Consider the following 15,475-nt stretch of genomic DNA (forward strand, 5'->3'; position numbering starts at 1 on the left):
ATAAAAGCTTTGAAAACAGAAAAATTATCAGGTAAATTCTCCTTTTCTGGCTTTATGATTACCTAACTATCAGGTAATAAGACTAACTATAGACTTTCTGGATAGTTTTTTATCTTTAATCTTTCTTCATAGTTATGATTTGATTCTTAGTCATAGCTTGTTCTCCAATAATATGCAAAGTGGTATGCTACACACAAATAGTTAGTATAAACACTGATATTATACAGTTTCAAGAGCAATTCCTATTTTATTTTGCGAGTGTTTATTATTTGGACTAGTTAACAATTTGTTAATTAAAAGAGTATTTGATTTTTCAACAAGTCATTACATTAATAAGATTTACCATGCTTAAAAAAAGTTTGTTCAGCATACCAACAATTACAGGTACTTTAGCGAGTGTAGTTGTTTCAATTGCTGGTATCGCGATTCAAAGCAATCAAGCTCATGCTGCTTCTTTTGGCTCGATTTCTCAGATTTACGCTTATGGAGACAGTTATTCAGACAATGGTGCATCCTTTGAAATCTCAACTCAGGCTGTAAATGCTGGTGTACCCGATTCGTTTATTTTACCAGCAGACCCAGCTTTAGGACTCTATGATTCCGAAGGGCGCTGGACAAATGGAGCAACAGCAGTTGAAGTATTATCTGATAATCTCGGGGTGGGTTTGACGGATTATGCGGTAGGAGGTGCCAAAAGTGGAGATGGAAACTATTACAGTTGGTTAGACTCTTTCGAGAATACAGGAGTATTCGGTCAAATTGAGCAATTCAAAGCAGAAACTACGGGACAAGCTGCTGATGAAGATGCTTTACATTTTATCTTTGCTTCAGCCAATGATTTATTTGAGTACGCTGATTTTGGTTTACCTGGAACGGTTGAAGAGTTAGCAACTCAAACTGTGGATAATATGGTCGAAAGTGTCTCTAGTTTGGCAGAATCAGGAGCAAAGCAGTTTCTTGTAGTTAATTCGTCCGATCTGGATATTTTACCCGGTGTTATAGAGTTTGGACAGGTTGAGGAAGCTGCTTTGTTTACAGATTTAGTAAATCAGCTTCTCCCTGAGAAATTAGAAACGCTTTCTCAGGAATTAGATGATGTAGAAATTGCTTTGTATGACCATGTTGCGATTAGTGACAAAATCCGTTCCAATCCCCAAAATTTTGGTTTAACTAATATAAACGATCCCTGTCAAGCTGTTTTTCCTGTTGAACCTGTTTGTGCTGCTCCTGATGAATACTATTTTTGGGATGAATATCACCCAACTCGGCGAGTACATCAAATTATCGGTGAAGATATGGCACAATTCGTTGCGAATTACCAAGTAAAATCAGTACCAGAATCATCCAATAGTTTTGGTTTAGTAGTATTTTTCGGTTTGTTAGGTACTGGATTAATATACAAACGGCGGTAGTTGCATTAATTGATTACTAATCCCCACTTCTATTTAACTTTTTGACAGTTGTGGGAAGTAGTCTGACTTTGAAGATCCACACGCTCCGCGTGAATATTATCAGCAATAAATTCAATATCTCCATCTTTGTTAACAATCCAACCGGTAGCTTCTTTAATTTGGGAGGGGTAGAGGGGGAGGAGGGGGAGGAGGGGGTAGAAAGGGTAGAGTTATTATCTCGTAAATCTTGTAAAACAATTTCTTCTCGCAAGGTTTGTCGGGGATTAACGGGAATTCCACCTCTTCCGGTTGTGACAAAACGAGCTTCTTCGTCGGTTGGACAACCAGCGCTAATTCTATCGGCAGCATCGGTTAAGTTTTCGGGAAGTTCAATTAAACCGTTGTTAGGATCTACCGCAGTTAAATCTAAATTAAAATCTCCATCGACACCAAATTCTGAACTTGCTGTAATATCGCTTTGGGGAGTATTGCGTAATGCCGAAGGCATCAAGCTTCGCTTATCGCGAAAGTCAATTCCGAATAATCCAGGTGTTGCTATATTAATATTTCCACCGTTTCCTTGTTGATTAATAATTATTTGTTCTGCTGTAATATCTAATTTTCCCGCATTTCCATCACCAGCAGTTGCGGTTACAACTTGGGAAAGGCTACCAACAGTTAAATTTTCTGTTTCAATAGTCAAATCACCGCCGTTTCCTTCTGTCTAATTTTTTTGCTGAAAATTTATACTGATATTGATTCGTATCAGCAACTAAATAACACTTCCATAATTAAATATCAAGTCTATAAATTACTTGAAGAGGTGAAATACAAAAAGGAAGAAAAGTCAGAAAAGTCAGAAATATTTAGCGATGATATTTTAACTAACTGTATACCTGGTTGATTCAACGCTTAATTTCGCCGTCGTATTAATTTAAGGGAATAGTAAAAAGAAGTTGATTGAATCGATATAAGAACTGAAAGCAGGAGCAAATCAAATTAGAAAAATCAACATCGTACTGATTTTAAATACTTTTGTGTCTCTTTTTATTCCAGAACTTACGCAATTGTCACAATGTCCCGTTGGTGCGTGACACTAAAAACATTGTTACTACGTTCATAAATAGTCGAAGTGTCACAGCACCCTACAAAATAAATATACCAGTTGCGTAAGTCCTACATTCATAAAAACGCTTAATTTAGTTTGCACAGCACAGCATAACAAAAGAATCAGTTTTATCTTAGTTTTAATAAGCGATTATAAATGATTTTTTGCTGTGGATATAGTAAACGAGTCTCAGAAAAACCTAGCCGAAGAATTACTAGAACAATTGATGCTATTTAAACGCTTCAAACACCTTGATGATGAAACATTAAAGAAGATAATGAACAACCCAGAACTAGCCAAGGAATTCGAGAAAGTTAACAGCGACAACCTCGCCGCTTAGTATTGTTACTGACTTGATAAATTTCTTATATAACTTGATTTTTACCGACTCTTTCATATTTTTATAAAGTCTGCTGTCGGAGAATAAATCAACAAATTCTTTTACTTGTTCTGCTCGAAAAACAATAGTATCGCTACTATGTTTTTGAAACTCTACAATCTGCAATTTTATTTTCACTATTGCCTCCTCAATCGCTGCATTGGTAGGCAGTTTCTGTAAATTTCCTAACGTATTTCTTAGTTCTAATACTTCCGCTGTTTCTGTCTCTTCTAGGGACTGACTATTAACAATTAAATCTTTTAATGCAACTGCTTTTTCTGTAAGCGCTTTATCTACAGTTTCAATAACCGTTGCAAGGTGAATTGTTTTCTTATTCTTACAAAAATCCGAACCATACATTCCCCGTTTTTTGCAGTAAATAGGCGTATATGGTTTGCTATGAGCATACATCTTCCCCCCACAATCTCCGCAAAACATTTGTCCAGAAAGTAAGCCTTTACCAACTTTACTTGTATTTCCATTTCTTCCCCATCTACGACTATTTTCAGCCAATAAAGCTAATATTTGTTCGTAAGTTTCATGGGTTATTAAAGGTTCGTGAGTATTATACCTAATATCCCAGTTTTCAGGATTATTACGATTTGCTCTCACACCGTACCTTGTATGTCCCCGCAAAGTTGGATTGTGCAACCAGTTTGTTAATCCAGTAGTAGAAAACTTAATATCATACTCTTTTAAAAAATATTGAATTGTAGCGCGAATAGATTTTTTTTTATCCAATAAGTAATTAATAATATCCTTTGCAATTGCCCATTTAGTTTTAGTTGATTTATCGGGCAGTTGATGCATGGATAAATCTGGTTGATAAAATCCATCGACTCTTTTATAACCAAATGGAACTGGTGGAGAAGCTTTACCTTGCTCGCGAAGATGTTTAAAGCCATGCTTAACTCGGTTCTGAATTAAATCTAATTCAAACTCTGCTAATGCTCCCATTTGATTCAAAGAAAACTTAGTAAAGGGATTCTCTAAATCATCAACGGGTGAATCTAAAATAATTAATTTAATACTTAATTCATTAAATAAAGCTACTGCCTTATTGATAGTAACAATTGAACGAGCTAATCTATCAATTCTGGTAATAACTATTTCGGTAATATCTCCATTGCGACAAGCATCTAAAAGTTTGTTAAATTCTGTTCTATCATTAGACCTACCAGACTTCACATCTGAGAAAATCATTGAAACACCAGCTTTCTTGATGCGTTCCGTTTGCTGGACTAACGCTTCTTCTTGTTCTCCCGTACTTACCCGCACGTAGCCGACACGCATACGCCTAAAACGCTCTTATATCACGACTTTAAAGAGCATATCACAAAAGTTAGCGTTGTAAGTTCATTTGGTGTAGGAATAGCTAGATTCTTGTTGTTGATGATTTTAGTCGCTAAGGTAGCGTATTCCTTAGCTTGGTTGCTGTCAGGTGCGTACTCGTTAACAGTCATACGACGCAATTCAGCGTGCTGTACAATGTTGTCGCGAGGTACGAAGTGAATCATTTGGGTGTTCAAACGGTCAGCCAAAGTTTCGATAAGTTCAACTTCTCTGTCAACATTACGGCTGTTACAAATCAAACCACCTAATCTTACTCCACCACTGTGAGCGTACTTGAGTACACCACGAGCGATGTTGTTGGCTGCGTACATTGCCATCATCTCACCAGAGGTAACAATGTAGATTTCTTGTGCTTTTCCTTCGCGGATAGGCATAGCAAATCCACCACATACAACGTCACCTAATACGTCGTAAGATACAAAATCTAAGTCTTGGTAAGCGCCATTTTCTTCCAAGAAGTTAATGGAGGTGATAATACCACGACCTGCACAACCTACACCAGGCTCAGGACCACCAGATTCTACGCAGCGAACGCCGCGAAAACCTTCGAGCATTACTTCTTCAAGTTCCAAATCTTCTACTGCACCGCGCTCGGCAGCCAACGAGAGTACGGTTGTTTGTGCTTTGGAGTGCAACATCAAACGGGTGGAATCTGCCTTTGGATCGCAACCTACGATCATAATTCTTTGTCCCATCTCAGCCATAGCTGCAAGAGTATTCTGAGATGTGGTGGACTTACCGATACCACCTTTACCGTAGAACGCTATCTGTCTGATATTTTCGTCAGTCATTAATTTTCTCCTGCAATTAATTGGTTTGCTAAGTGGGTGCAGTGCTTCTTGTTAATTGTCACTCCTATAAGGAGGGTGACTTGCTTATAGAACGTGGCGGGTGGCGCACGCTCTACAACTGTTTGCTGTAGATTCATAATTGATTATTAGTTATTAGTTGTTAGTTGATAGTAGGTATTTATTGATTGTCAACTAGCTGCTAACTGATTCAACTGTAATGTTATTGCTGATGCGTTCTTTTAATTTAGCTTCGATAGCATTTTTGAGAGTTGCCAAGCTGCTAGAACAAGAACCGCAAGCGCCTTTAAGTATCACTCTGATAGTATCGCTTTCTACATCGTAAAGTTCTACATCTCCCCCATCGGCGATAAGAATGGGTCTTATTTCTTCATCTAATACTTTTTGTATAAGTGCTATTTTTTGCACTGGTGTCAGGGGTTTATCGCTAACCTGAACACTGGTATTGTTATTACCGTTATTTGATTGTGTTTCAGAGGTAAAGGTAGAATTGCGTTGGTTTTCGATGATGATGTCATCAATCGTAGCCAAACAGGTTCCACATCCACCACCTGCTTTAATAAAGTTTGTAACTTCTTCTGCGGTTGTAAGTTTATTTTCTTTTACAATACGCTGAATTTTAGGTTCGGTAATACCGAAACAGGTACAGATTATTGCTCCTTCGTCATCTTCATCATGAGCCGCAATTGGAATACCTTTGTAGTTCGAGATTGCTGCTTCTAAAGCTTCTTGCCCCATTACCGAGCAGTGCATTTTCTCTTGAGGTAGTCCGCCTAAATATTCAGCTATATCTTTATTAGAAATATTCAGAGCTTCGTCTAGAGTCTTGCCCTTTACTAATTCTACCAGAGCTTCCGACGATGCGATCGCACTAGTGCAACCAAATGTTTGAAATCGAGCATCAAGGATTTTGTTTGTTTCTTCGTCTACCTTGATGTGCAGTCTTAAAGCGTCACCGCAAGCAATGCTACCGACTTCTCCAACAGCAAGTTTAACACCTGCTTCGCCTTTGTCTTCTAAAACACCCTGATTTTTCGGATTGTAAAAGAATTCTAATACCTTATCTGTGTAGTCCCACATAGCCGTGTTTTGAGTGATGAGTAATTAATTGAATAACAAATAGAGAGAGTTTGGGAGAGAGTTATAGGATGGAAAATTATGTAATTCCTAACTCTTAACTCCTAAAACAAAACTCTTAATGTTGAGCCAAAGCTTGTTCTTGGTCTTTTAGCCAAGCCGCATCATCGTTTTTGAAGGGTGATAGCTCGCGCAGACGGCGGACGATGGCGGGTAATACTGCTAATACTGCATCAATATCGGCATCTGTATTGTAACGAGATAGACTAAAACGGATAGAACCGTGCAAAGTTGTATAGGGTACTCCCATCGACCGCAAGATGTGGGAAGGTTCTAAAGAACCAGAACTACAAGCAGAACCACTGGATGCACAAATACCGTGCTGATTTAATAATAGTAAGATTGCTTCGCCTTCAATATATTTGAAACCAATATTCGTAGTGTTGGGCAATCTCTGCGTTCCGCCACCATTGATTTCACATTCACCAACTGATTCTATTATAGCATTTTCTAGTCGGTCGCGTAAAGCTTTTTGTCTTTTTCCTGCTTCTTCTAAATGTTGCAGTTCGAGTTCGGCAGCTTTACCTAAAGCGATGATACCCGGTACGTTTTCGGTACCTGCACGTCTACCGCGCTCTTGTCCGCCACCAATTACCAAAGGACGGAATCTAACTCCCTTTCGCACGTATAATGCGCCAATACCTTTGGGTGCATGAATTTTGTGACCGGACAGAGTCAGCATATCAATGGTGCTGTTTTTCATATTAACGGGAATTTTCCCAACAGCTTGAACACCATCGACATGAAAGAGTGCGCCATATTCTTTAGCTAATTTGCCAACTTCCTCTACTGGGAATATTACTCCGGTTTCGTTATTTGCATACATAACGCTAACCACAGCGGTTTCGTTACTCAGTGCAGCTTCCAATTCGTTTAAATCTAACTGCCCCTGACGATTCACCGAAAGATAAGTGACTCTATAACCTTGTTTTTGTAATTGTTTGCAAAGATTAAGAACAGCAGGATGTTCTACCTGGGTTGTAATAATATGTTTTTTGCTAGGCTGTGCTTGAAGTGCAGCCCGAATAGCAGCGTTATCTCCTTCAGTTCCACCGCTATTAAAGACAATTTCAGAGGGTTCGGCACCGAGAAGGGCTGCAACATTTTCTCTAGCTTGCTTTACCGCTTTACCGACTTGCCCCCCGAAGGTATGCATACTAGAAGGATTGCCGTAATGCTCGCTCAAGTAGGGCAACATAGCCTCTACAACCAGTGGATCTACTTTGGTAGTAGCATTATTGTCTAGGTAAATACAGTCTTTTTGCATAATTTTGATTTCTCTAGTAGTACTTCGGGATAAAATGTTTCTCTTTTACTGTTTTTTTATAAATATGGAGAGGAAAGAGGGAGAGGAGGAGATAAGGGGACAAGGAGAAATTAATTCCTCACCCGCTACTTGTAACTCCTCACTCCTAGCTCTTAACTATTCTGTAACTGTTCGGAGTATTTTTGGGAATAAGTATTAAACCACTTTTCCCAATATTCAGTTTGATCGTTTTTATGTGTAAGCTGTGATTTTAGATTTTTGTAAATATCAAACCAGTTTTCCCAATAATCTGATTTTATTTTTACGCAGCCGTCGTAGGTAGGACAACCAGCCTTACATTGAGGTACAGAATAAACGCTATCAATGCAATTTTTACAAAGCTCGGGGTCAATCCACGGACGCTCATCAATTATTTTGATTGCATTGCTGGGACAAACATTTTTACATAAATCGCAGGAAATACACTTGTTAGTAATCTTGTAAGCCATTTTTTACACCTTTATTTATTGTTTTTGAGTTGAGGTAATGGCAATGGGTAATGAATCTAAATTAATTTTGGATTTTTGGATTTTGAATTTTGGATTAATCTCAAATCTGTGGTGGGAAAGTAGGGGGCAAGAATAATTACACCCCCTCTAGCCGCTTCCTTTACTTAGGATTTACCCAAAAACTGACTCGCTCTACTTTCCGTAAAATCTAAAACTGTTTAGTCTCTACTGATTATTGATTGCTTCTTTGTAAAACTCTAAAGCAACTTTATCAATTAATTCGTAAGCTTCAACTGTCTGTATTCCTGCTTTTTGCAGTTCTTCTTTGGGGCAATCGCCAATTTTGGAAACCAATACTGCTTTACAGTCAGCAAGTGCTTTAATGATATTTTCTAAAGTGGCTTCCTCACCGTATCCACCTTGACAGAAATGGTCAATCTTACGATGTCCGACAAATTCTACTTTTCTACCATCGACTTCATAAATTTGAAACTCTTTGGCATGTCCAAAGTGTTGGTTAACTATACCACCACCTTTAGTTGCTACCGCTAGCAGCATTTTTTCGCCGGTAAGTTCTAAATCGAAGACTTCAAGTTCTTGTTTAGCTGCTTCAAGTTCTTCTCTAGTTTGTTCGATACCCTGATGAACTTCTTGACGCTGCTCCAAATTATATTCTGGAGTCATTTCCATGAATTTATCTTTAGTAAATTCCTGGCTGCGATCTTCTCCTAATAATCCGACTGCGTCTGCACGACACTGACGGCAATGACGCATCATTTTCATATTACCAGAACATTTATCCTGTACTTCTTTTAATTCTTTGGAAGTAGGACCTCGCTGTCCGTTTAATCCAAAATGAGTACCGTGTTCGGGTGCGCTAATCAAGGGCATAATATTGTGAATAAATGCACCTCGTTCGCGGATGGCTTTGTTTACCTCGGGAAGATGATGGTCGTTAACTCCTGGAATCAACACGGAATTAACTTTACACAAGATATCTGCTTCGCGAAGGAGTTCTAAACCTTCCATTTGTCTTTCGTGCAGAATTCTAGCTCCTTCAATTCCTCTGTAACGCTTGCGCTTGTAGTGAACCCAGGGATAAATTTTTGCTCCGATTTCTGGGTCAACCATATTAATTGTTATAGTTACATGGTCAACATTTAATTCTTTAATCCGGTCTACATAGTCCGGTAGCATCAAACCGTTGGTTGATAAACAAAGTTTAATATCTGGAGCTTGAGAATTAATTAACTCAAAAGTTTTGAAAGTCTTATCAGGATTTGCTAAAGGGTCGCCAGGACCAGCGATTCCTAACACTGTCATTTGAGGAATTTTACCTGCAACTACCAAAACTTTTTGTGCTGCTTCTTCTGGTGCGAGTAATTCGCTAACTACTCCGGGACGACTTTCGTTAGCACAATCGTATTTGCGATTACAGTAGTTACATTGAATGTTGCAGGCAGGAGCTACGGCAACGTGCATTCTTGCATAGTAGCAGGCATTATTCTTTAAGGATTTATAGGTCGGTAGTTTCGGTTTAATTGTTTAATTTAGTTATCTAAATTGTTGCTTAAATTGAAAGTTGACGATAACATAATTATCCGCGAAACAATGACTTAGCATAATAAATCAGTTTGCTAAAAGTTAGCTAATTCTATATCTTAAAATAAATACTGTAAGTAAATTTACAAAAAATATAAAATAAAAAAGCAGCAATAATCTAGTCTTTAGCTGCATTACTTCAAATATTGTCTAGAGACTTTATATATCACTTCTCAGAGCAGTTGTAAAAAGTTGGGAAATACAGAATTTAAAAATTAATCTAACTGTTTATATTCCCTTACGATTAAGTTTTCATTATTTCGGATAAATTCTGTTTAGCAAGTTGATGTTCTAATTCAGCTATGCGTTTTTTGAGTCGAGCATTTTCGTCTTTCAAAACACCTACTTCATTAACTTCTTCAAAAGTATGCTCAAAAGCTTTACGTGTATTTTCTAAACTAAACCATTGCTGATACACTTTAGTATGCATTTGTACGCTATGACCTAAATTATTTGCAGCAGCTTTAATCGGAATTCCTTGTAAATGCGCTCGAATCGCACAAGCATGTCTCAAGTCATATGGTGTAAATTTGACTTGAGCATATCTAAAATTATTAGCAATTGTAGCGACTCTATCTTTTAGTTGACTAGCTGTTTTCCAGGAACTAGAAAATTTTTTAAGCTTTTCAATATTTTCAATATTTTTTAAATCAAAAATTTCAATCCATTCGGCTACGAAAGGAAAAACTTCTCTATATCCAGTTTTATTTGATTCGTGAACTTTAAAAGTATTGTGCTTGTTTTCATGGGACATTAACCAATCTAAATTCGGATTGTTAACTATTTCTCTAGGTCGCAGTCCGTATATTGCTAATAAAGCATATATTGTTTGATATATTCTCCAATTATCTCTATAGCTAGGACTCATTTTAGAAATGCTAAGATAATGATTTTTGAATAGTGATATAGAATTCGATATTTGTTCGTCGTTCGGGATATTCCTTTTCTTTGGCTTATAAGATACTTTTAAATCAGAGAAATTAGCTTCAATATTTAGCATCTTACATAAAATATTAGCCAAACTAATGGCAGACATTCGATTTACAGAGGAATCTATTATTTTTATTTTTTCTCTTAAATTAGCGATTGTTATAACTTCTTTACCTGAAAAATAATATCTTAAATTGCGAAGTTGAGTATTAAAAGTATTTTCACTTTTTATAGTTCGTTTCCTGGTTTCAAAATATCTTTTTTCAAACTGTTCGTAAAACTCGTCAAAAGTAATATTGTTCTTTCTTTGAGCTTGCTTTCCTAGATACTTATCAGTCCAAGTAAAAGTCTGACGAGCAATTAACTTACCTAATTCGTAGCCTTCCTCTTCAGCAGTCTTTAGCCCATCAAAACTAGCAGGGATACCCAGACTTATAGTGTATTGCTTTTTATCTCTACCCTGTTTATGAGTATCATTTGGCTTTAGTGGAAGGGTAGCTCTAAGCTGTATACCTCCTTTTTTTGCTTGCAAGCTGACTTTAGTCTTGCTAGATTTCAGCCTGTGATTAACTTTAAGTAATTCCTGTTCAAATTTCATATCGTAATGCTTTTGAGTCTCTTTTACATGATGCATTACTCCTAAGTGACTTCCATCAGTAGTGCATGGTGGTTCAAAGTCACTAAAGATTTGATTCTGTATATCTTGCATTATTCCCTAAAAGTTCGCTAAAAAAAGTGTTCTAAACAAACAGTAACTCAAGCTAAAAAGTTTATAGAGAACATATTACGAAACAATCGGAATCTTAGTCAATCACTTTTCTTGCATAGTGATGATGAGCTTCTTCGCTATAACAAGGATGTTTTGCAATCCGCTCTTTTGTTCTTTCATCGATTTCGATGCTGGGGCTGCTATCATCGTTACAGCCAGTTCCACAACCACCTTTTTGAGCTTTCGCTGGTGTAGCTGTAGATTCGCTTTCGGAAGGGGTGAAGATTCCTGTTGAAGTAGACGGTGATGTCATTGAATGAATTTCGCGTTCGGTCACTGGACAATTATGCCAAGTGGGAGATGCCATCGCTGCTAGTTTAACCCAGGAATCGAAGTGGCAACGGTTTAGGCTTTAATCGAAAAACTAACGTTTTGGAGTGTGAGTTTTTCGAGATGTAAAATCCCAGTTTCTCGGCTGGTGTGTGTCAACGCTTGAGAATTCTAGGAAGTTACTTTTTCAAGCTTTTACCGCTGCAACTTCTATATACAGGGCATGGTGCTATCTCAATACCATACGATGATACTCAAACCTTTCTATTGCAACCGTTTCAGAATTGAATCTATTAATGTTGACTACAAGTTGACTACAACAGCTAATTTTAAAGCTTTAAATTCAAACGATTATCACTAATTTAGCTTGCATTTAGAAGTTGACTAATCATTTACTAAGAATATCCATTATTGATATAAAATCAAACAATAGTAATAAATGAAACGGAATAATATTGAATGATGAGTTATTATTGTGATACACAGTATAACTTGTTAAATTTGTATCCCTACTGGAGCAATTATATTTGTTTTTTTAATCTGTTGACATTCATGAATTTAACTTTCACATCATACATAATAATTATCTAATTCTGTATTCATACAATAGCTTTTATTTTTAATTATTTCTTTCTAATAGCTTCATACTTAATATTCGGGTTTTTAGAGAGAGACGTTAAGGGCAATAAATTAAAATTTGATATACATAAATCTAAATGTAGAGTTCATAACACAAAACTCTACATTCAAAAGCTTTATTTAATAATGTAATCCTATCTAAGACTACTTTCTAATCTTAACCTTGTAACCTCAGCTTCTAACTCTGCGACTCTCTTCTTAGCTTCGACTAGCTCTCTCTGACATTCTTCTATTTGATTCATCTCATCAAAAGCTCGATCGAATGCTTTTCTTCTATTCTCAAAACCAAACCATTGCTGATAAACCTTAGTATGTATCTCGACTGTATGACCTAAATTATCAGCAGCAGCCTTAATAGGAATTCCTTGTAAGTGTGCTCTAATAGCACAAGCATGTCTCAAATCGTATGGTGTGAATGAAAATTTATATGACTTAAAAAAATCTCCTAGCTTACTAACTTTATAATGCAAGTCAATCGCGGTTTGTTCCTCTGAAATATATTGCTGAAGCAAATTTATATTCTCTTGATTTTTTAAATCAAATAATTCAATCCATTCGGGTACAAAAGGAAAAACTTCTCTGTATCCAGTTTTATTCGATTTATGAACCTTAAAAGTATTATGCTTATTTTCAAATGACATTAACCAATCTAAATAGGGTTGATTAAATATCTCTCTAGGACGTAAACCATAAACAGCTAATAATCCTACAATTACCTGATTGCGCTTGCATACTTTAGCAGACTTGTCTCGATTACAGGGTTTTATTTTATCTAAATAGGAATCAATTAAATAAAGTGAATTGACTATTCTTTTATCATCTGGTATATCTCTGGTTTGAAATTGTTTTTTGATTTTTAAATCAGAAAAATCATGTTTGATGTCAAGTGCTTTGCAAATAAAATGAGCGATTATTATCGCAATACGTCTAGTGTTAAAGGTATTAGCCTGTGTGATTTTTTCCTTCAAAGATTCTATTGTTATGGCATCATCAGAGTAAAAATACCTTTTAAATTTTCGTTGATAATCAAGAAAACTATGTTCGCTTCTAATTGTTTTTTTACGAGTTTGGAAATATATTTTTTCAAACTGTTCGTAAAACTCTTTAAAAGTAATACTGTTCTTTTTTTTAGCTTGTTGTCCTAAATATTTATCATTCCAAACAAAAGTTTTTCTTGCTATTAATTTTCCTAGCTCATAAGCTTCTTCTTCACCAGTTTTCAAACCATCAAAATTCGCTGGGATACCTAAAGATATTTTGTATTGCTTTCTATTTTTACCTTGCTTATGAGAGTCTCCTGGTTTAAGGGGAAGTGTAGCTCTTAACTGTATACCTCCTTTGCTTGCTTCAATAGATACTTTCGTTTTACTAGATTTCAGTCTCTGATTGATTTTTACTAACTCTTGCTCAAATTTCATATCGTGATGTTCTTTAGTCGCATCTACTATCTTCTTCCTACCCATATAACTTCCATCAGAAGTAGTAGGAACATCAAAATCACTGAAAGCCTTACCCTGTATGTCTACCATTAGTTGACTAAATGTTGACTAATTTTCGTATTGTTTAGCGCGAGCATTTTGTTGAATTCAAGTGTTCGCATTAAACAGTTTACGGCATTTCAAGGGCTTTAATACAGGTAGTAATATCTCATCCCTCCACTCACCAACCGTGTCGAAGGTTTGTTTGACTCGTTTGGTGTTTGGCGATGTTTAAGTTATATCAGGCGCTTTCCCCGAAGCTTTCAAACCCCGTCGGCTAAGATTTATTAAGTTTATTAATTTTGCACTCAAATCCTGAAAGCTTGACGATGAAGGAGTTATGGAGTTAAAAAATTTTTTTTCCGGGTAGGGGTACTAGTATTATTGCACTGGGGGGCGGGTATTAATGTAACGAGGCTCTTGAATTGCTGCACTCGCCTGAAAACTCGCCTTGAAAGTAGTTTCAGCTATTTTCGGCATTTTTGGCTTCACCCGTTTTCCTGCACTCGAAACCCCTTTGGCTTCTTCTTGAAACGCTTCTATATATAAAGAACTTGAGAGTGAGAATTCCACGAAGACGACACAACTCAATTCTGTAACTAAGATATCACTTTTTTTTGAACAGAAAACGCAAATAACATTTTCTTAACTTTTACTTTACAAAATGACGTAAATCGGCTGAAAGGCAGATTCTGTAACAGCTATAAACAAATTATCGTTTTCTAGTTAGTGAGAATAATTTGCTATAAGTCAATATATCACTTATATTGCCATAGCCAGCTTGCGATCGCAATCACCGCTCGGGATAAAAAATGTCAAACTAAGTTTAAGGAAATACCACTCGGGGTGAAGGAAGGATTATGCAAGCAGTTGTCATCCACGAATATGGAAGTGCTGATGTTTTACGGTACGAAGAAGTAGAAGCACCAACAACAAAACCCGACGAATTATTAGTCAAAGTTCGCGCTGCGGGGGTTAATCCAATTGATTGGAAGATTCGTAAAGGAATGTTAAAAGTCATCAGTGGGAATAAGTTTCCCATGATTTTGGGATTTGATTTAGCAGGAGAAGTTTTAGAAGTTGGTTCCCAGGTGTCTAACTTCCAAGTAGGAGATGAGATTTATGGTTCTCTTCCTTTGCCTGGGGGTGCTTATGCCCAATTAGCGGCAGTACCGCAAAAAGTCGCAGCAGTGAAATCAAAGAGTATCAGTTTTGAAGAAGCAGCAGGTTTACCCGTAGCAGCACTCACCGCTTTACAATCGCTGCGAGACAAAGCCAATATTAAGCCATTACAAACCGTACTTATTAATGGAGCTTCTGGTGGAGTAGGTATTTTTGCAGTTCAAATTGCTAAAGCTCTGGGGGCAGAAGTAACGGGAGTTTGCAGTGGTAAAAACTTAGATTTCGTTAAGTCTTTAGGAGCAGATTTTCTTATAGACTATACCCAGCAAGATTTTACTCAAAATCAAGTAGAGTACGATATTGTGTTTGATGCAGTTGGTAAGCAGACTTTTGATAACTGTAAAAAAAATCTGAAATCAAACGGAGTCTACATTACAACTTTGCCGAGTCTGCAAAATATTGTGTCTATTGGATTAACAAGTTTGTTTGGGAGTAAAAAAGCCAAATTTATTCTTGCTCAGCCCAACACTGCTGACTTGCTTTATCTCAATGAGTTAATTGAAGCGGGTAAACTACGAGTGGTTATTGACTGCACCTATCCTTTAAAAGAATTAGCAGCCGCTCATATATATAGTCAAAGCGAACGAGCGAAAGGCAAGATTGTGATTAATGGAATGCGGTAGTAGGAAGTAGATAAAATTTTTAATTTTTTATTCGGTCAATCATTCAGCAG

The 15,475-nt window shown here is 36.7% G+C and carries 11 protein-coding genes and 2 pseudogenes; 2 read left to right on the forward strand and 11 right to left on the reverse strand.

Annotated features, from left to right (window positions below; genetic code table 11):
• The first annotated feature begins 344 nt into the window (after positions 1–344).
• On the forward strand, positions 345–1,412 hold the full coding sequence (locus tag RIV7116_RS30735) for an SGNH/GDSL hydrolase family protein (protein WP_015122243.1): 1,068 nt from the start codon (positions 345–347) through the stop codon (positions 1,410–1,412).
• A 16-nt stretch (positions 1,413–1,428) separates the two neighbouring features.
• On the opposite strand, the gene RIV7116_RS30740 is transcribed toward RIV7116_RS30735, so the two are convergent.
• The 11 genes and pseudogenes from RIV7116_RS30740 to RIV7116_RS30790 all read right to left on the reverse strand — a co-directional run bounded on the left by RIV7116_RS30740 (position 1,429) and on the right by RIV7116_RS30790 (position 14,193).
• The gene (locus RIV7116_RS30740) at positions 1,429–2,094 is read right to left on the reverse strand and encodes an S-layer family protein (protein ID WP_015122244.1); all 666 of its coding nucleotides are present in this window, start codon (positions 2,092–2,094) and stop codon (positions 1,429–1,431) included.
• Between the two features lie 697 nt (positions 2,095–2,791).
• Complete coding sequence (xisF, locus tag RIV7116_RS30745) at positions 2,792–4,171, reverse strand: fdxN element excision recombinase XisF (protein WP_015122245.1); 1,380 nt, start codon at positions 4,169–4,171, stop codon at positions 2,792–2,794.
• A gap of 20 nt (positions 4,172–4,191) precedes the next feature.
• Positions 4,192–5,022, reverse strand: coding sequence for a nitrogenase iron protein (gene nifH, locus RIV7116_RS30750; protein WP_015122246.1), 831 nt, complete (start codon positions 5,020–5,022; stop codon positions 4,192–4,194).
• Between the two features lie 192 nt (positions 5,023–5,214).
• Entirely contained in the window at positions 5,215–6,120 is a 906-nt protein-coding gene (nifU, locus tag RIV7116_RS30755; RefSeq protein ID WP_015122248.1) for a Fe-S cluster assembly protein NifU, read from the reverse strand.
• Positions 6,121–6,235: 115 nt separating this feature from the next.
• Positions 6,236–7,444, reverse strand: a complete 1,209-nt coding sequence (gene nifS, locus RIV7116_RS30760) for a cysteine desulfurase NifS (RefSeq protein WP_015122249.1) — start codon at positions 7,442–7,444, stop codon at positions 6,236–6,238.
• A 152-nt stretch (positions 7,445–7,596) separates the two neighbouring features.
• Entirely contained in the window at positions 7,597–7,932 is a 336-nt protein-coding gene (locus RIV7116_RS30765; protein WP_015122250.1) for a DUF362 domain-containing protein, read from the reverse strand.
• Positions 7,933–8,157: 225 nt separating this feature from the next.
• Positions 8,158–9,426: pseudogene (gene nifB / locus RIV7116_RS30770) on the reverse strand (nitrogenase cofactor biosynthesis protein NifB); the annotation flags it as partial.
• 352 nt (positions 9,427–9,778) lie between these two features.
• Positions 9,779–11,173, reverse strand: a complete 1,395-nt coding sequence (locus RIV7116_RS30775) for a site-specific integrase (RefSeq protein ID WP_015122252.1) — start codon at positions 11,171–11,173, stop codon at positions 9,779–9,781.
• Between the two features lie 109 nt (positions 11,174–11,282).
• Positions 11,283–11,486: pseudogene (locus tag RIV7116_RS30780) on the reverse strand (hypothetical protein); the annotation flags it as partial.
• A 790-nt stretch (positions 11,487–12,276) separates the two neighbouring features.
• Complete coding sequence (locus tag RIV7116_RS30785) at positions 12,277–13,671, reverse strand: phage integrase (protein WP_015122253.1); 1,395 nt, start codon at positions 13,669–13,671, stop codon at positions 12,277–12,279.
• Between the two features lie 330 nt (positions 13,672–14,001).
• A complete protein-coding gene (locus RIV7116_RS30790; protein WP_015122254.1) occupies positions 14,002–14,193 on the reverse strand; it encodes a hypothetical protein in 192 nt (63 codons plus the stop codon).
• A gap of 287 nt (positions 14,194–14,480) precedes the next feature.
• On the opposite strand from RIV7116_RS30790, the gene RIV7116_RS30795 reads away from it, so the two are divergent.
• Positions 14,481–15,425: an NAD(P)-dependent alcohol dehydrogenase gene (locus RIV7116_RS30795; RefSeq protein WP_015122255.1), complete on the forward strand. Its 945-nt coding sequence runs from the start codon at positions 14,481–14,483 to the stop codon at positions 15,423–15,425.
• Positions 15,426–15,475 lie beyond the last annotated feature (50 nt).

The sequence above is a fragment of the Rivularia sp. PCC 7116 genome, from assembly GCF_000316665.1.
GTDB lineage: Bacteria > Cyanobacteriota > Cyanobacteriia > Cyanobacteriales > Nostocaceae > Rivularia.